We start from the raw sequence: 17,137 nt of genomic DNA, 5'->3' as shown, positions 1-17,137 counted from the left end.
ATTTGTTTAAATAACTTGAAGAATTAGTCCAACTTTTTAAACGTACTTCAATCAAGAAGAAGTACGTTGTATTTTTTTAAAAATTAGATTTGGAAAGGAAAGCAAACAGCGAATCTGTTTGCTCATTTATAACTTGCAGAAGGCGCGCAAATATTAGCAATAAAATGTTCCTCCAAAATTTCATTGAAGAGCTCAATATCTTCCTTGGAAACTGTATCGTTATCCAATAACTCTAACATTCGTTCCAGTTCTTCGTTTTCGAATTTCGTAATCAAAGGAAGACTGATCAATCTTTGGACAACTGCATCTTGCTCTAATATATTATTGGGCTGACAGATTTTTTCAATATTCTTAACATTTAACATACCTGCTAGTTGTAAATGTTTCATGAAATGAAATGCCCCAACACCTAACTTGCTTACCATGGATAAATCATCAGCACTATCAAGATCGACGAGTGATGCCTGGTGTAATAATAAAATATTTTTCGCAAAAACATTAGCATTTTGAGGGTTGTTCTCAACCAGCTCAAAATAGCTACACAAAGGGTAATGTTCTGCTACAAGCTTTTTAGCCCCTTCATAAATTTTGCTGATATATTTTTCTTGTCTTAAAAAAATGTCAATTGCATTAGTATAGTAGCTATCATTTTCCAGCATTAAATTTAGCAAATCGAGCGTAGCACCCATATGCTTTTTAGAAATTGAACTAGCCCAAAGTCTCTCGACAAGACTTTCAACATTGTAGGCATGTTCTTGAAGATTAATAAGCAATCGGGAAATTTCAAGAGATTGTTCTGGATAATCAAGCAGCAATTCAAAAGTAGCTAAATCAAGTACACGTTGTTGATGTAATTCGCGCGCACTTTGGGCTACGTTTGCATCAAATCGCGAAGCTTCAAATAAACGGTCTAATGAAATTGCTTGGGAATCAATATCTAATTCTTTTATCAATCCTAACAAATTGACGGCCCCACCGACACAGCTAATATTGTTGGAAATAATTAACTCAAGCTCACTAGTCATTGGAATTTTGACTGCTTTCAGCATCTTGAATAATGAAATTAGACGGTTACCATAATCAGGGTGGTCTGAAAGAAGTCTTATCATGCGCTCATCCACTCCCAAATTTAACCTTTTTAAACGGTTAACAAATTCAGTGGTTGACGCTGATGCTTTTGAATCGTTGGATAAAGCTTGCATCATCGATTGAGTGCTGTTATTTTCCACTGGCCCAGAATCTTGGCAATTAGTAGTGTCAGCCATAACTGTCCTTAAATTGTTCTCTAAGGCCAAAATATAACACAAAATGACAGCACTAAGCAAAAAATTTCATTATTTAGAGATTTGGTTTACTGCTGAATTGATGTTTTTGGATCATATCAATGAATTCATCTAAATAAATATCTGCACTTGTTTCTTTAGTAATTAAAGACAACATTTTTTCTAATTCTTCTCTATGGAATTCCTCAAATAAAGGAAGACTGGTAAACAATTCAATAACTTCAGGATGGGTAAGAATAGGATTGCTATATCGACAAACCTTTTTATAATTTTCAGCATCTAACATATCTGCTTGCTGCAAATGGGTCAAAAAATGAAACTCCCCTATTCCTAATTTGCTTGCTATTAATACATCTTCTGTTTTTTGATAATCAATTAATGATGCGTGATTTAATAACAAAATAATATTGGCAAGAATATTGGCATTTTTTGGATTCTTCTCAATAACCTCGAAATAACTTGGTGCAAGTTTCTCTTGCGCAACAAGCTTTTTAGCGCCCTCATAAATTTTATGTATATATTCTTGTTGCCTTAAAAAAATATCGAAACATTCAAAATAATAGAGGTTTTTACTTAAAAGCATCGTAAAGAGCTCGATTACTGTACTCATATTTTTGACGGAAAATTGATGGAGCTTTTTAATGATCTCCGCCGTTGGATAAGCGTGTTTTTGAAAATTAACGATTAAATCAGCAATTAATAAAGAGTCCTGAGGATAGGCGAACATAAGATTCAAACTTGCTAAATCAAGTGAATCATGAGTTTTCAGAATTTGCATCCCTTGTTTTAGAGTTGTTTCAGATTTTGCACTCGCCAATAAACGTTCTAGAGAAATAAATGCAGGATCGACCCCTTCTTCGTGCATAAATTCTAACAAGTCAACCACGGCTCCAGCATAAGCCACATTACTTGCAATGGCATTATGAAGCGTATCATTCAATTCAATCTTATATTTCTTTAATATACTGAATAAGGAAGTGAGACGATTGAGGTATTGGGGGTTCTCTTCAAGAGTTTTCATCATTCGAGCTTCAGGTTCTAGACCTAAATTAAATAGACGATTATTAATTTTATTTTGTGTTCCACCATTGAATTTAAGATATGCCATTTGCCGCCCTCGCTCTTACTATCCTGTGTTCATCTTATCTTTTTTTCTCAAACAAAAGACCAATAAAATTTATTGTGACCAAAAAAAGAGTCATCTAGCCACAAATATTAACAAAGAAAAGAAATTTAAAATACAATAAATAATAAAAATACAAATCCATCTTTTCTTCACTGTCATTGTATTATTAATTATACCCCCAAATGAACAATTTATTTTCAATGGAATCACTTAATAGTCACTTAATGTTTTTTTTGTATAATCCCTTCTATTAGGTAAATTGTGACCCACATTATCAAATAAGACTCACAATGACCTAACTTAAACTAATGTAAAAAAAGCATTCTTAAGGGGAGAATCATATGGGCGCAGAAAGTAAAATTGTTGGAAAACAAATTGACGATCTTAAAGATTACACCGATACCGTTGCAGCCGTTCACTTATTAAAAGAAGTTGTTACAAATGGAGCAGTAATTACAGTAGGCTCAGCGAAGAAACTTATTGATGTAGAAAACTCAAAGAAAGAACCAAAAATTGGAAATATCGTTAAAGCGATTTTAGCACAAGCAGGCAAACCCGGAGAGTCAAAAAGTCAATGGGTAGAAGAAGACAGCAAGTTACATCTTGAAGCCGCAATTACTATTGGTGGCGCTGTTTATACTGTTGATATGATTTATGATGGGCTCCATGACGATAAACAAGAATATACTGTAAATATCACCAGTAAATTAAATGCAGAAGTTAGCCGAGGAAAATTATTTTTTGACCCAACTCAGGCCGCATCTGTTAAATTAATTTACGACAAAGAAGGCGATCTTCATGCGGTAACTAAGAAAGGGCTATCCGTAGAAACCAAATCGTTTATTCCACATGCTTATCAAACTGAAATATTAGCCAAATTTTGCAACAGTCTGAAAAAAGGGGAAGAACAACGGCTCGCAGTTATGGGAACAGGTTCAGGTAAAAGTATTGTTATGGCAGGTATTGCTCAAGCTGTTGGACGCACAGTCATGATTGTTCCGGATAAAACCTTGGTTGATCAACAATCACTTGAAACACAAAAGATGCTTGGAGCAGGTGTCGTCAACGGTAATACGCATACGCCTAACGTTTTCACTTTAGAAACTCTTAAACGAAATGTCGACGTTGATTGGGATAGTCCGTTGACCGAATTGGATATTCAATCAATCAAAGAATATTTCGCAAAAGTGATTGCCGATGATTCTTCCGTGGAGCATTTTGATCAAATAATTTTACAGGCCGAGCATCCTTTATTCAAGTTTATTGCCGGTGAAATTAAAGATTCCATGGTGTTAATCGATGAAAGTCATCGTCATACATTTAATGAGGAAGATGCTCAAATTTTGCAAGGGTTAAAGGAACGCAATTCAATTCTTGCATTAACAGCGACACCGACTTCCAAATTGTATGATCTTTTCTCAGGCGAGCCTTTGGATGATTTAAGTCTTGGAGCTGCAATTGAGTTAGGAACCATTCGTCCAATTCATCCCGAAGTAGCTTATTTAGCAGAGAAAGATTTAGTTACCGAAGCGGTACTCCATTACTTTGATGATTATTATCTCACAGAAGGAATGAATGGTTATACTGATCCTGTTGAATTAAAAGAACAGATCAAGAAAAAGCATACAGGAATTGGAGATAATCTTGCTGAAGAAATGGCTATAGAGCAAGCGTTGGAAATGAACCGTATCCGTTGTCAACGCAATATGGCCTTTTCTGATGACAAAGCAACTCGTGAGAAAGTAGCTGCAACGTATCAGAAAATTGCAAACGGAGATGGAGCTACCATTGAACAATACCAAGCTAAAGTTGCTGAACTCAGAAGAGATTCTGAAATTGAAGCTAAACTGCAATTGGCTAAAAAATTCAATGGCGCGATTGCCAAGACAACAATAGAACAAGGAGTCCCTGTACGCGCAGTGGATTTAAAAATGGATATCGATAAAGAACAGCAAAAAGATATTCAAAGAACAATCAATAGCTTTGCACTTGCCCTTGTCTTTAATGAAAAGCCTACAGATCTTGCGGAGAAGGACCGAACTCATAAACTGGAAGAATATGTAAAAGACTGGGATCAACATATTGTGAAATATAAGATAAAAAATGACGATATCCATGAGATGTTTTTATCTAAGCTGCAAGGGTGTGAAGGAAAAAGCAGAATAAAATTAAATGAAGCGCTGAGCAAACTGGGAGCACCCATTTCCAAATTACCAGCAGAACAAAAGGATGCCATTACCAAATTGATTTTGGATAGAGCAGAAGAAATAGTGGCTAACATCAAAACCTCACAACCTATAGCGGATATTGTGGCTAAAGCTGCTCCAGTTGACTTAAAGGCATTAAAAGCAACTGAGAATTATGCCAGTGCCATTGATATGGGTACAAAGCAATCTTCAATTGATGACCAACTGGCTCAGATTGAAGTAGGTCTAAGAACGCATATCGTAGCGGACCAGGTCATTGCAACAGGAGTAAGTATCAGAGATATCTTAAACGTGCAAATTATAAATACTAATTCGCCAGTTATTGAATCTGATATAAATGTGATTAACGGAATTCTTTCAGGACCGCAGGCAACGGGTCGTTGTGTAAGAAACAAAGACGTTTCAGCTCGCGCTCAACAATACATTGATCAACGATATGAAGGTAAAGGTCTAATTCTTACTGTAGAAGAGATCATTCATCCTAAAGATTCGGCAGCAAAAACAAGAACAGTGATGTTGAACCGAGAAAAACAGGCAAAATTAGAAGAACAAGCCATTATTCGGATACAAAGTGTAGTAAGAGGCTATCAAGCTTCTAGGCTGTTTCAACAATATAAACCGTTACCTCAGGATATTGAGAAACTCAAGGAAGACTTGGATATAGCCAAAGGCACATTTAATGATACGCAAAAGGCCTTAGAAATCAAAGGAAAAATAAAAGACAAGCTCGTAGAGTTTGTTGAGGCAGAAAAAGAGTTATCACTTATTCCCGGAAGAAAAGTAGGAGGTAGTCTTCCACCGGAATTTGGTAGAAACCCATATTTCTATCTTCAGTGGGTAAGAGAAACTCTTTTGAGACCAACACTGGGAGTAGAAGAAGGTAAGACGTCGAAAGAGGCGATCGAGGGAATAGAACAACACATAGACGTAATAGACAAGGAAATAGAACAACTAAAAGTTAAGAATAGTGAGCTTGAAAAACTAATCCAACAAGGAAGCTTGTCATTGAAAAAAATGCAAGAAACAGCAGCGCAGTTGGAAGACAAACTTGGAATAAAACAAGAGATCACTTATTAATTAATGTTCTTTTACTTGATTAAACCTCCGCCTCGGCGGGGGTTTTTTTATATTTAGGATTAAAACCTGCTATAACTCAACCTAAAAAAATTCAAGACCAGAAGGACTCATTAATATATTATTGTCCCGTGGTATTTCTCACAAAGCGAAACAACACATGATCGGTGCGCATCGCAGATTCCTGCAGCGCTTCCTTTGGACTCAGAAGACCTGCAAACATTGCCTCTAAGACTTCATCGTTAATGCCACGAATCTGATTTTGTGGACCAAAACGTTGTAACGGTTGTTCATGTAATTCACCTGATAAATCCGTACGTGCCATTAATAAAGTAGGATGGGTACTGCTTTGCAAAATATCAGCATAGATCCCTTGTAAACCTATGGGAAGATAACCTGTATGCTCATGCCATCGCTTTTGTGTTTCAGGTTTTGCAATAAACGCAAAAAATTGCGCTATTCCTTTATAATGTTCTTTCGATTGCCCCGCTACGGCCCATAATGCAGCACCTCCTGCAACATTAGCGTGCCTTATCGGACTTACTGCAGTATCCAAAGGCATACTGGCGATGCCTAAACGGAAGGGTACCAAGGAGGATAAACTGTTATAAGCCCCAGAAGATTGACTAAATAATGGACAAGCACCACTCGTAAATAAAATGGTGGCATCATCCACCCTCCCTGCATATTTAAAATAATGCAGTGAATGCCAACGCTGCAAACGTTCAAAATGACTGGCTAATTGTGGTGTTGCATAAGCAGCACGTACAGGATTATCCTGTGTTAATGGTAATCCATGAATCGCCAAAAAGGATTCAAAAAGCACCCAGCCCGGATACGCGGTGGTATAAGTGCAATCATAACCCGCTTTTTTTAATTTTTTTGCCAACACCTCCATATCAGACCAAGTGCGGGGAAAATTAGCTTGGGAATAACCTACTTTGGCAAGAATATCTAAGTTGTAATACAAGGTAGCAACTGAGAGGTTAAAAGGCAAAGCCATCAATTGTCCATTTTTACTATAAAACTCGCGGACCGACGGGATAAAATCCTCTTTGGGTAAGCTCATTCCTTGTTCCCGCATCAATTCGTCTACCGGTTTGATTACTCCATTAGGTGACTCCATTATTGCAGTACCAACTTCAAAAATCTGCACGATTGCCGGCGAATGATGGGCTCTAAATGCGGCAGCAAAACTTGTTAGGGTTTCTACATAATTTCCTTTATAAACAGGTTTAATCAAGTATTCACTTTGACTTTGATTAAAATCATCAGCAAGTAATCTAACTTCATCACCCAAATGCCCTGCCATTCCATGCCAAAATACCAACTCAACCCGTTTTGCCTGGGCCGAGAAAGTTGAAAAGATAATGAATAAAAAAAGAAATAATTTTTTCATGCGAGTAAGTCAGGATAATCACTAAAAACCGCATCCACGCCCCAGCCAAATAACTTGTTAGCCAAACGTCTGCGATTCACTGTATAAGCACATAGAATATAACCCGCAGCTTTGATTGCCTTTACCCGCTGCTCAGTTAACACTCTCCGATTAAAATGAATAGAAAAACAATCTAATTGCTTTGCTTTTTGTAACCATTGCTCATCCCATTCATGCAGTAGCAAACCCAAGGGCATTTCCGGAGCAATACTTCGACATAACAAAAGAGCATCCCAGGAAAAACTTGACACTAAAGGTAACTCTTTACCTTGTGGCCAATAACGTTGAATATGACTCATCACCGCAACGGCTGTTTGTTCTTCTGCTCCTGGATAGGGTTTAATTTCTACATTGGCCTGTACGCCTGCAAAAGACAACCATTTCAATACTTCTTTAAAATGAGGAATAGACTCGCCTTTAAATTGCCGTGAAAACCATGAGCCTGCATCCAAAGATTGCAAATAACTAGCTTCAACCATGCCTACTTCGCCACGTCCGTTAGTGGTTCTTTTTAAATTATCGTCATGAATAACAAAAGGCTCTCCATCGGCACTACACATTACATCAAACTCAATGAAACGACATCCTAAAGTCAACGCTTTGTCAAATGAAGCCAATGTATTTTCAGGAGCATAAGCTGCAGCGCCTCGATGCCCAATAATTTTTTCAACAACCAACAAATTAATTCCCCTTGTTTAAATACTTGTTTTTTATATCAAGCTTGCCATTAGGTCTAACTACTAATCTTTTACGTTTCGCGGCTTGTCCGCGGGAGGTAGAAAGAACTTCAAATCAATGACAGTGCACTCATTGTCTATTGCTTGCGATTCGAAGCAACCTCAACCATCGCTGTTAATATCAACTCGTTACTGACGGTTAATGCTGGTGCTGAAGCTGATTCTCCTGCCATCATAGTATTCATTGTCTTAGCTTGATAAGGACGGGGTATAGAAGGATTATTTCCTTCAGCAAAATTTAAACTACTAAGGCTGTAATTTTGCCCTGGATAGGCTTTATTAATACGAGCAAGCTCATCATTCACTTGTTGATACAACCGCTCTCGAACTTGACTTAACACAGCCTGTGTTTCATCAAAACTTGGTTTAAAATCAACACTGGCTATTTCATATTTTGCCCCTGGTAAGCTTACATCTTTGGCATTTTTATAAATATCAGTTAATACGCTTTGGCTTACTCGTGCTTGTGCTTGTACAAACAACTTTTCAAGACCAGAGTTATCTTGTGAGCGATCGAATTCGGTCAAATGCCACTCCCCTTTTGCTATTTTATTCAATCGCTCCATAATGTCAGCTCGCGCCTTCACCAAATCAGCACTGCTTAACGTCACATTGATATTGACTCCTAATAAAGCAGTTTGAGTTGTCACCCACTGCTTTGCTGAAAGTTGAAAATCTATTTTATCAAGGACCAATTGAGGCCGTGGAATAGGTGGCGGTATAATCCCTTCAGCAAAGGCAAACGGCGTAACTAGCATTAAAGTCAGCATTCTAACAAATACTTGGCGCATAACACTCTCCAGTTTGATGAATAATCAAATAAGTGTATACCAGCATACCTAAAGACACCAAATTATTAACTGTACCATTGATTTAATCAAAAAATAGGAATATAACTTCTGCAAAATATTTGCAAGAGGAGCAAAAGCAATGATTTCTGTGGACAATATATCAAATACTAACCAAATAATAGCCGATGATGATTTCCTCGATTACGCCCTCTCTCATGGTTTTGGTGACTTACATTTCAAAGTAGATCCCATAACTGGAATGAAAGCAATAATCGCCATTCACAATACCAAATTAGGTCCTGCTTTAGGTGGTTGTCGTTTTATTGAATATCCTAGTACCTACGCTGCGATTCAAGATGCAATGCGCCTTGCCCGAGGAATGAGTTTCAAAGCAGCATCAGTGAATTTGCCTTTAGGCGGCGGTAAATCAGTCATTATAAAACCTAAGGGCCCATTTGACCGTGCTCAGTACATGCATCAATTTGGTCGGTTTGTTAACGAATTAAATGGCCGCTACATTACTGCTCTTGACAGCGGTACTGAATTACCAGATATGGACATCATTGCAGAACATACTCCTTATGTAGCCAGCTTATCTAAGTATGATGGCGATCCATCCCCTTCTACTGCTCGAGGTATTCTTCGCGGCATTCAAGCAGCAGTTGCGTTCAAACTAGGAAAAGAAAGCCTGAATGGAATTCATGTAGCCATCCAGGGCTTAGGACATGTTGGATTTTTACTGGCCAGACACTTACATGAATTAGGGGCTACTCTAACAGTTGCAGATGTATCTGCAGCCGCTGTCGAGCGCGCTGTAACCGAGTTGGGTGCTAAATCAGTAAGTACGGATCAAATTCACAAAGTTCCTTGTGATGTATTCGCTCCTTGTGCATTAGGTGCGATTATCAATGACATCACCATTTCTCAATTGCAAACTACAATTATCGCTGGTGCAGCCAATAACCAGTTAGCTCATACCTATCATGGAAAAAGATTACATGATAAAGGCATTTTGTTTGCAGTGGACTATGTCATTAATGCTGGAGGATTAATTTTTGCTGCATCTAAATACCTCCATACTCCCGAAGAACAAATTAACCAACAGATTGATGCGATTTATAGCCATCTAACTGAAATCTTCGCTTTGTCTGTTAAGGAAAATCTACCTACTAGCGAAATTGCAGATAATTTGGCAAAAGAGAAATTATCTTAAAAGAACGAACGATATGAAACACTTAAGCCTAACTTCTGAACTTTATGAGTACATGCTGGATAAATCTTTGCGTGAACACCCTTCCCTAACCGGGCTACGCAAAGTGACATCCACCATGGACCTGGCAAACATGCAAGTTGCACCGGAACAAGCACAATTTATGCAATTGCTTTTACGCTTAGTCCGCGCAAAAAATGTTTTGGAGTTAGGAACATTTACTGGTTATAGTGCTTTGGCCATGTCTTTAATGCTTCCTGATGATGGGAAACTGATTACCTGTGACATCAGCGCAGAATGGACAAGCAAGGCACATCCTTTCTGGAAAGAAGCCAAGCAAGATCATAAAATTGAATTACGACTTGGTCGAGCATTAGACACATTACATGCATTAATCGCTGAAGGTTGGGAGCAAAAATTCGATTTTATTTTTATAGACGCCGATAAAACCAATTACGTGAATTATTATGAACTGGCATTAAAACTGATTCAACCTCAGGGATTAATTGCTATTGATAATATATTCTGGGATGGTAAGGTAATCGATGAAAATGAAACGGGTGGACAAACCAGAGAAATCAGAAAACTTAATGAATTGATTAAAAATGATCCACGCGTATTTATTAGTTTGTTACCTATAGCTGATGGATTATTTTTAGTACAGCCATCTTAAAGACATAAGGTAGCCCGGGTGAAGTGCAACGAAACCCAGGTTTTCAAAATTCCTGGGCCTGCAGTGCAGCACCCAGGCTACGTGTCATGTTTTTCCCCTCTCTTGAGGAAAGGATTTTTATAAGTACCGAATACTTTTAAAGGAGCAATAAACAATGCAAACAAACAACAACCCTTGTGGATTAGATGGTTTTGCTTTCCTAGAATTTTCAGGTCCAGATAAAAAATGCCTACATCAACAATTCACCGATATGGGTTTCCAAGCAACTGCACTCCATAAAAACCAAGACATCACCTTATTTCAGCAAGGTGAGATTCAATTTATCGTCAATGCAGCAACAAATTGCCAAGCTGAAACACACAGCAAGACTCATGGATCGGGTGCCTGCGCCATGGGATTTAAAGTAAAAAATGCTAAAGCAGCTTTTGAATATGCACTACAACATGGAGCGATAGCCTTTGAAGATTGCACACACGCACATCATGGTTTACTTGGAATTCAAGCAATCGGCGGGAGTGTGATTTATTTTGTTGATGATCAACATCAACCCTTCTCCGGCCATTGGGAACACCAAGGTAATAAAAAGGTTGAGGGTAATGGTTTAGTGATGATCGATCATTTAACCCATAATGTATTCCGGGGCAATATGGATAAATGGGCTCAGTTCTACGAATCCATTTTTAACTTCCAGGAAATTCGTTATTTTAATATTAAAGGGAAAATGACTGGCTTGTTAAGTCGCGCCTTAGGTAGTCCTTGTGGAAAAATTAAAATCCCTTTAAATGAATCGAAAGATGATTTGTCACAAATTGAAGAGTTTCTTCATGAATACAAAGGCGAAGGCATCCAACATATCGCATTAACTACTGAAAATATTTACGATACGGTACATTCATTAAGAGAACAAGGCGTTAAATTCCTCGATGTTCCCGATACCTATTACGAAATGTTGCATGATCGTCTTCCTTGGCATCACGAACCAGTCAAGCAACTTCAAGAAGAAAAAATCTTGATCGATGGTGAGCAGGATCCGAAACATGGATTATTACTGCAGATCTTTACTGAAAATATTTTTGGTCCTGTATTTTTTGAAATTATTCATCGCAAAGGGAATCAAGGATTCGGTGAAGGTAATTTTCAGGCACTGTTTGAGGCTATTGAACGTGATCAGATCCGACGCGGTACCTTGAAAGAAACATCTGTTTAAGAAATGTGACCTGAAATACTTTGTAGCCTGGGTACAGCAAAATGCCACTACCCTTAAGTTAAGAACTTTATCATTCCCTCGAAGGCGGGAATGATAACCTCGCCTACACATGGACTTAATTTAAAGAAAGTGGCCCAAAACTCAACCTATGGTCAAAATTCGCATACATTTCACTGCCCCAAACACAACTACTAAAGAGGAGCTTATGAAACTTGCCAGTTTAAAATCAACATCATCCCGAGATGGAGAATTATGCCTAGTCAATCAAGCATTAACTCTTGCAATACGTGTTCCCCAGATTGCGCCCAACTTACAGTATGCTCTAGATCATTGGGATACAGTAAAGGAACAGTTACAAAATGTCTCACAACAACTTAATGAAGGCCATTTGCAAAACACCTTCAATTTTGATCCGCAACAATGCACATCGCCCTTACCGCGTGCGTATCAATGGGCGGATGGCAGCGCCTACGTGAACCACGTCGAACTCGTACGCAAAGCCCGAGGTGCAGTATTACCAGAGAATTTCTGGACCGATCCATTAATGTATCAAGGAGGTTCCGATTCGTTCCTGGGACCTAGAGATCCCATATTAGTTGCAGATGAGGCATTTGGCATCGACTTTGAAGCAGAGGTTGCAGTAATTACTGATGATGTCCCCATGGGGATAAACCATAAAAATGCAGCGCAACATATTAAACTGTTAATGCTGGTCAATGATGTTTCATTACGTAATTTGATACCGGATGAATTAGCAAAAGGTTTTGGTTTTTTCCATTCTAAACCTTCAAGTAGTTTTTCTCCCGTAGCAATTACCCCCGATGAATTAAGTACGGCTTGGGACGGACAACGAGTGCATTTACCTTTGTTGAGTCATCTGAACGGACAATTGTTTGGTCAACCCAATGCTGGAATTGACATGACGTTTTCTTTTCCAGAGTTGATTCAACATGCAGCAAAAACTAGAGTGCTAAGTGCAGGAACTATTATTGGTTCAGGTACTGTTTCGAATCTCGATCGCAGCAAAGGCTCTTCTTGTATTGCCGAAAGACGAATGCTGGAAATCATAGAACAAGGCCAAGCAAAAACCTCTTTTATGCATTTTGGAGATAGAATTCGTATCGAAATGCTCGACAAACAAGGGAAAAGCTTGTTTGGAGCCATTGATCAAGTTGTTAAACAGGTATAAGCCATGAAACTTTATGATTATTTTCGCTCCACAGCCTGTTATCGGGTGCGTATTGCTCTGAACCTAAAGGATATAACTTATGAAAAAATTGACATTCATTTAGTGAATCATGGTGGTGAGCAGCATAGTGCAGAGTACAAAGCAGTAAATCCGCAAGAATTAGTCCCTAGTTTAGAAATTAACGAACAGATTATTAGTCAATCACTTGCAATCATCGATTATCTTGATGAAACGTACCCAACCCCTGCATTATTGCCTCAAAATCCTTTGGATAAGGCAACGGTACGATCGCTAGCTTTAATCGTAGCATGTGATATGCACCCTCTGAATAATTTAAGAGTATTAAATCGTTTAAAAGAGCAGTTTCAAGCCAGTGAAACTCAAGTTACTGAATGGTATCACCACTGGCTTAAAGCTGGATTTGATGCTTTTGAAGCGAAGTTAATGAACCTCAAACGCAGCCAACCCTTTTGTTTTGGTGATGCTGTAACTTTAGCTGATCTTTGTCTTATACCTCAGGTCTATAATGCACACCGTTTTCATTTTGCAATGAATAACTATCCTCTCATTAATGAAATCAATGCTCATTGTTTGACTTTAGAGCAATTTAAAAAGGCAGCTCCTGAGCTTCTATAGTTCAATTTTATCCCTCATTTAATCGTGTAATCGTTTGACGGTTACACGAACTTGAACAAGGAATGAATCCGGACCTATTATTTTATCGTGTTCCTAGATAATAGTTCATCTCCTGTTTCTGGTGTTGGCTCATGATTGCTTGATGTAAAGAATAGGTGTTGGGAACGACCTCTTCGCTTCTGCTCTAATTCATCGCCCACTAGAGCTTCTTCATATAAGGAAACGGCTAGTAAACGATCACTTTCTTGTTGTTCTAGCTCTAATTTATTGACTATTTTCGGATTATATTGTTTTGCAAGCTCTCGATACTTCAATTGATCGTCTTTATCCTTTTGTGTAGCATTATCAATAGATCCTAAGACTTCAGATAAAGTTTCATTATATTCCCCTAATTTAGCCAAAATACGAATTTGCAAATCTGCATCATCATAATAATTTATTGCATCTGTTAATTTTTTTATATTTTCTTTCAATAATTGAATTTTTCTATGGGGAAGATAAACCGCAGAACTTTGTAATTGATTAAGTTCGTGTTCATTTTTAAGGAAACCAGAATCCTCAAATATTGTTTCTTGTTTTTCTTGCATATTTGATCCTTTATAAGTTTAAGTGCTTTAAAAACAAGAAATTTTCAGATTTTTTTATGACATAATCAACTAAAATTTTTATAAAATGAAAAATAAATAGGCTTACAGACAGAATATTTATCTTACTTTTAGAACCATGCTTTACTTAACTCTACAGTCACAACACCCTGGGGGGTTTTTTCAAGCATACTCCATACGTTTTTACATCGCTGTAAGTAGCCAACCAAGTAATTTTTATTGCTGCATTTATAACGCACTGGCATTTGGTCATAAATCTTTTCTGACTTTATCGCGTGGCACTGCTCACCATTGGTTAATTCGATTCCCCAAGGATAAGTGCGAGACATATCTAAGGTTATGTGTTGCTCATTATTCAAAGGCTCTTTAACTTTAATCCGCACGCTCTCTCCATTCCAAGGAGAGCGAGGGCATAAAGCTTCTGTCCTATTGGGACCGGCTTTAACAAAGCAAGGATCATACGTTTTTCCACCTGCAATACAACGCCAAGCATCTTCACGAACGATTAATTGAGATTGAGAATAACATTCACCCACAAGCTCCTTTTTCACTTGAGGGACTACCTGCTCTGATACATCACCATAAGGTCTATATAATTTTAATACCGTATCATTTGCTGCAGCTTCAACGGAACACAAAAACAAAGAGATGCAGAATATTGTACGCAACATGACGGTTCCTCAATAATTATATTGAATCAGGTAAAGTTTTGCCTTATGAATATCGCAATAGAATGAGAAAATCAATACGTTTTGGCACCAAGATAGTAGAAATGCGAATAACCCCAGTGTATCATCTGATTTTTGGTTAAAGGTATCTATACTCATGGGGTCGCAAATGCGATTTTGGCATATCCAGGCTCGCTAACCCAGACTAATTCTTCAATAGAAAAGCTTGATGTAACGCTACACCTGTGCTTTATCTCAATCAGCATATGCAGACTGATAGAATTTAATAAGTACTTAAAACATACCTTATAACCATGCAAAGTATACACAGAGTGAGGAGTTAAAAAATGACCGAAGTTTTTACCATAAAACAATGTTTGGATGGTGAAATCAACATTGATGAACACGTTACCGTAAGAGGTTGGGTAAAAACCCGGCGTGATTCCAAAACAGGCTTGTCTTTTATTAGCTTGCATGATGGTTCCTGTTTTGCTCCCATTCAAATCGTAGCTACCGATGGTTTAGACAATTATCATGAAGAGGTCACTAAACTTAACGCCGGCTGTTCTTTGATTGCTTCAGGAAAATTAGTTGCCTCCCAAGGGAAAGGCCAATCCTTTGAAATTCAAGCTGACTTTATTGAGGTCGTGGGTTGGGTTGAGAATCCAGATACTTATCCTATTCAGGCAAAACGTCATACACTGGAATTTCTACGTGAGGTGGCTCATCTACGTCCTCGTACAAACACAATTAGCGCCGTTACCCGAATCCGTCATTGTTTATCACAAGCCATTCATCGTTTTTTCCACGAACAAGGTTTTTTCTGGATTCATACACCTATTATCACCTCTAGTGATTGTGAGGGTGCGGGAGAAATGTTCCGTGTATCGACTTTAGATCTTTTAAATGTGCCTAAAAATCAATTCGGCCAAATTGACTATAGTAAGGATTTCTTTGGGAAAGAGACTTTTCTTACCGTTTCAGGACAATTAAATCTGGAAGCCTATTGTATGGCCATGTCAAAAGTATACACTTTTGGGCCAACATTCCGTGCTGAAAACTCAAATACAAGCCGCCATCTCGCTGAATTCTGGATGATTGAACCTGAAATCGCTTTTGCTACTTTGCAAGATATTTGTGATTTAAGTCAAAGGATGTTGCGCTATTTATGTAAAGCAGTCCTAGATGAGCGTACCGATGATATGGAGTTTTTCAATCAATTTGTTGCCCCAGGTTGTATTGAGCGTTTAGAGCATATAGCGAACTCAGACTTTGAAGTCATGACCTATACTGATGCGATTAAAATTTTGGAGCAATGCGGTCAAAAATTTGAATTCCCAGTAAGTTGGGGCTTGGATTTACAATCAGAGCATGAACGTTATCTGGCAGAAGTTCATTGTAAAAAACCAGTAATCCTGACTAATTATCCTCAAGAAATTAAAGGATTCTACATGCGCCTCAATGATGATGGTAAAACGGTTGCTGCTATGGATGTATTAGCACCAGGAATCGGTGAGATCATCGGCGGTAGTCAACGCGAAGAACGCCTTGATGTTCTAGATAGACGTATCGAAGAATGCAATCTGAGCAAAGAGAGTTATCAATGGTATCGCGATCTTCGTCGCTATGGTACTGTGCCACATGCTGGATTTGGTTTAGGTTTTGAACGTTTGGTAAGCTATGTTACCGGTTTAGCCAATGTACGAGACGTCATTCCGTTCCCCCGCACCCCAGGACATGCCGATTATTAAGCATTTGAATGAAGGGTCTTAAGAACCCTTCTTCACCCCAAACCCCAAAACGTCATCCCGAGCGAGGAATCTCCACCCTCTCCTCATATTCCCGCAGAGTTCCCATCAGAATGACGAAAAGAATTTCGGATTAGGACTTCGCCCAGATTTATCATGGATCAAAACCCCAAATTCTCCTTCATTTCACTCACGAATTTACAAGGTAATTGGGGGCTTTAAGGAGAAGCAGGATTTACCTCAAATGGCTCTTCATCCGAAATTTGCAAACCCTGGACAATAAACGGTGGAATCTGAGATTTCAATCGATTATATTGGTTTTTATACGATAAAAATGGATGAGGATTTATGGGGACACCAGTATCAATTAGATCATATTTCTTGGCGTCTTTCCTCGCTCCTTCAAGAAAATTCTTCATTAATTTAACTGAGGTAGCTTCCTGAGTATTACTGTGAATTAGATCTGCAGTTTTACTGACATTACCTGCTTTTTTCTTAAACATCCTTGTTAACTCCTCTGTTTGTTGATAATCCTTATCTGAAAC

The 17,137-nt window shown here is 38.2% G+C and carries 15 protein-coding genes; 7 read left to right on the top strand and 8 right to left on the bottom strand.

Going from position 1 to position 17,137, the window contains the following annotated elements:
- Positions 1 to 122: 122 nt before the first annotated feature.
- Together ACWTEW_RS20030 and ACWTEW_RS20025 are read right to left on the bottom strand one after the other, a co-directional pair.
- Positions 123 to 1,265, bottom strand: coding sequence for a hypothetical protein (locus tag ACWTEW_RS20030; RefSeq protein ID WP_454780270.1), 1,143 nt, complete (start codon positions 1,263 to 1,265; stop codon positions 123 to 125).
- 73 nt (positions 1,266 to 1,338) lie between these two features.
- Complete coding sequence (locus ACWTEW_RS20025; protein WP_454780269.1) at positions 1,339 to 2,391, bottom strand: hypothetical protein; 1,053 nt, start codon at positions 2,389 to 2,391, stop codon at positions 1,339 to 1,341.
- Between the two features lie 359 nt (positions 2,392 to 2,750).
- Between ACWTEW_RS20025 and ACWTEW_RS20020 the strand changes: the two genes are divergently transcribed.
- A complete protein-coding gene (locus tag ACWTEW_RS20020; RefSeq protein WP_454780268.1) occupies positions 2,751 to 5,693 on the top strand; it encodes a DEAD/DEAH box helicase family protein in 2,943 nt (980 codons plus the stop codon).
- Positions 5,694 to 5,811: 118 nt separating this feature from the next.
- Here ACWTEW_RS20020 and ACWTEW_RS20015 read toward each other — a convergent pair whose 3' ends face one another.
- From ACWTEW_RS20015 to ACWTEW_RS20005, 3 genes are all read right to left on the bottom strand, one after another.
- Positions 5,812 to 7,089 (bottom strand): extracellular solute-binding protein, encoded by a 1,278-nt coding sequence (locus ACWTEW_RS20015; protein WP_454780267.1) that lies wholly within the window; start codon positions 7,087 to 7,089, stop codon positions 5,812 to 5,814.
- Positions 7,086 to 7,805, bottom strand: coding sequence for a glycerophosphodiester phosphodiesterase (gene ugpQ / locus ACWTEW_RS20010; RefSeq protein ID WP_454780723.1), 720 nt, complete (start codon positions 7,803 to 7,805; stop codon positions 7,086 to 7,088). Before ugpQ ends, ACWTEW_RS20015 begins: the two co-directional genes overlap by 4 nt.
- Before the next feature lie 137 nt (positions 7,806 to 7,942).
- On the bottom strand, positions 7,943 to 8,656 hold the full coding sequence (locus ACWTEW_RS20005) for a hypothetical protein (RefSeq protein ID WP_454780266.1): 714 nt from the start codon (positions 8,654 to 8,656) through the stop codon (positions 7,943 to 7,945).
- A gap of 139 nt (positions 8,657 to 8,795) precedes the next feature.
- On the opposite strand from ACWTEW_RS20005, the gene ACWTEW_RS20000 reads away from it, so the two are divergent.
- The 5 genes from ACWTEW_RS20000 (at position 8,796) to maiA (ending at position 13,571) form a co-directional block, all read left to right on the top strand.
- Positions 8,796 to 9,869: a Leu/Phe/Val dehydrogenase gene (locus ACWTEW_RS20000; protein ID WP_454780265.1), complete on the top strand. Its 1,074-nt coding sequence runs from the start codon at positions 8,796 to 8,798 to the stop codon at positions 9,867 to 9,869.
- Positions 9,870 to 9,882: 13 nt separating this feature from the next.
- The gene (locus tag ACWTEW_RS19995; RefSeq protein WP_454780264.1) at positions 9,883 to 10,539 is read left to right on the top strand and encodes a class I SAM-dependent methyltransferase; all 657 of its coding nucleotides are present in this window, start codon (positions 9,883 to 9,885) and stop codon (positions 10,537 to 10,539) included.
- Between the two features lie 154 nt (positions 10,540 to 10,693).
- A complete protein-coding gene (gene hppD, locus ACWTEW_RS19990; RefSeq protein WP_454780263.1) occupies positions 10,694 to 11,746 on the top strand; it encodes a 4-hydroxyphenylpyruvate dioxygenase in 1,053 nt (350 codons plus the stop codon).
- A 205-nt stretch (positions 11,747 to 11,951) separates the two neighbouring features.
- Positions 11,952 to 12,935, top strand: a complete 984-nt coding sequence (locus tag ACWTEW_RS19985; RefSeq protein ID WP_454780262.1) for a fumarylacetoacetate hydrolase family protein — start codon at positions 11,952 to 11,954, stop codon at positions 12,933 to 12,935.
- Between the two features lie 3 nt (positions 12,936 to 12,938).
- Positions 12,939 to 13,571: a maleylacetoacetate isomerase gene (gene maiA, locus ACWTEW_RS19980; protein WP_454780261.1), complete on the top strand. Its 633-nt coding sequence runs from the start codon at positions 12,939 to 12,941 to the stop codon at positions 13,569 to 13,571.
- Between the two features lie 77 nt (positions 13,572 to 13,648).
- Here the strand turns inward: maiA and ACWTEW_RS19975 are convergent, their stop codons facing one another.
- Both ACWTEW_RS19975 and ACWTEW_RS19970 read right to left on the bottom strand, forming a co-directional pair.
- Positions 13,649 to 14,158: a hypothetical protein gene (locus ACWTEW_RS19975; RefSeq protein ID WP_454780260.1), complete on the bottom strand. Its 510-nt coding sequence runs from the start codon at positions 14,156 to 14,158 to the stop codon at positions 13,649 to 13,651.
- A 128-nt stretch (positions 14,159 to 14,286) separates the two neighbouring features.
- Complete coding sequence (locus ACWTEW_RS19970; protein WP_454780259.1) at positions 14,287 to 14,847, bottom strand: hypothetical protein; 561 nt, start codon at positions 14,845 to 14,847, stop codon at positions 14,287 to 14,289.
- A gap of 344 nt (positions 14,848 to 15,191) precedes the next feature.
- Between ACWTEW_RS19970 and asnS the strand changes: the two genes are divergently transcribed.
- Positions 15,192 to 16,595 carry an asparagine--tRNA ligase gene (gene asnS, locus ACWTEW_RS19965; protein ID WP_454780258.1) on the top strand — a complete coding sequence of 468 codons (1,404 nt, stop codon included), beginning with the start codon at positions 15,192 to 15,194 and terminating at the stop codon, positions 16,593 to 16,595.
- 215 nt (positions 16,596 to 16,810) lie between these two features.
- Here the strand turns inward: asnS and ACWTEW_RS19960 are convergent, their stop codons facing one another.
- Positions 16,811 to 17,095, bottom strand: coding sequence for a hypothetical protein (locus tag ACWTEW_RS19960; RefSeq protein WP_454780257.1), 285 nt, complete (start codon positions 17,093 to 17,095; stop codon positions 16,811 to 16,813).
- Between the last annotated feature and the right edge of the window lie 42 nt (positions 17,096 to 17,137).

Source organism: Legionella stuttgartensis, assembly GCF_977063405.2.
This window is presented reverse-complemented; position numbering and strand designations above follow the sequence as displayed.

Bases quoted from the DNA above. Each gene is read 5' to 3' on its own strand.
- ACWTEW_RS19995 (WP_454780264.1), top strand. From the start codon at position 9,883: ATGAAACACTTAAGCCTAACTTCTGAACTTTATGAGTACATGCTGGAT.
- hppD (WP_454780263.1), top strand. From the start codon at position 10,694: ATGCAAACAAACAACAACCCTTGTGGATTAGATGGTTTTGCTTTCCTA.
- maiA (WP_454780261.1), top strand. From the start codon at position 12,939: ATGAAACTTTATGATTATTTTCGCTCCACAGCCTGTTATCGGGTGCGT.
- ACWTEW_RS20030 (WP_454780270.1), bottom strand. From the start codon at position 1,265: ATGGCTGACACTACTAATTGCCAAGATTCTGGGCCAGTGGAAAATAAC.
- ACWTEW_RS19960 (WP_454780257.1), bottom strand. From the start codon at position 17,095: ATGTTTAAGAAAAAAGCAGGTAATGTCAGTAAAACTGCAGATCTAATT.
- ACWTEW_RS19985 (WP_454780262.1), top strand. From the start codon at position 11,952: ATGAAACTTGCCAGTTTAAAATCAACATCATCCCGAGATGGAGAATTA.
- ACWTEW_RS20025 (WP_454780269.1), bottom strand. From the start codon at position 2,391: ATGGCATATCTTAAATTCAATGGTGGAACACAAAATAAAATTAATAAT.
- ACWTEW_RS20000 (WP_454780265.1), top strand. From the start codon at position 8,796: ATGATTTCTGTGGACAATATATCAAATACTAACCAAATAATAGCCGAT.
- ACWTEW_RS19975 (WP_454780260.1), bottom strand. From the start codon at position 14,158: ATGCAAGAAAAACAAGAAACAATATTTGAGGATTCTGGTTTCCTTAAA.
- ACWTEW_RS20005 (WP_454780266.1), bottom strand. From the start codon at position 8,656: ATGCGCCAAGTATTTGTTAGAATGCTGACTTTAATGCTAGTTACGCCG.
- ACWTEW_RS20020 (WP_454780268.1), top strand. From the start codon at position 2,751: ATGGGCGCAGAAAGTAAAATTGTTGGAAAACAAATTGACGATCTTAAA.
- asnS (WP_454780258.1), top strand. From the start codon at position 15,192: ATGACCGAAGTTTTTACCATAAAACAATGTTTGGATGGTGAAATCAAC.
- ACWTEW_RS20015 (WP_454780267.1), bottom strand. From the start codon at position 7,089: ATGAAAAAATTATTTCTTTTTTTATTCATTATCTTTTCAACTTTCTCG.
- ACWTEW_RS19970 (WP_454780259.1), bottom strand. From the start codon at position 14,847: ATGTTGCGTACAATATTCTGCATCTCTTTGTTTTTGTGTTCCGTTGAA.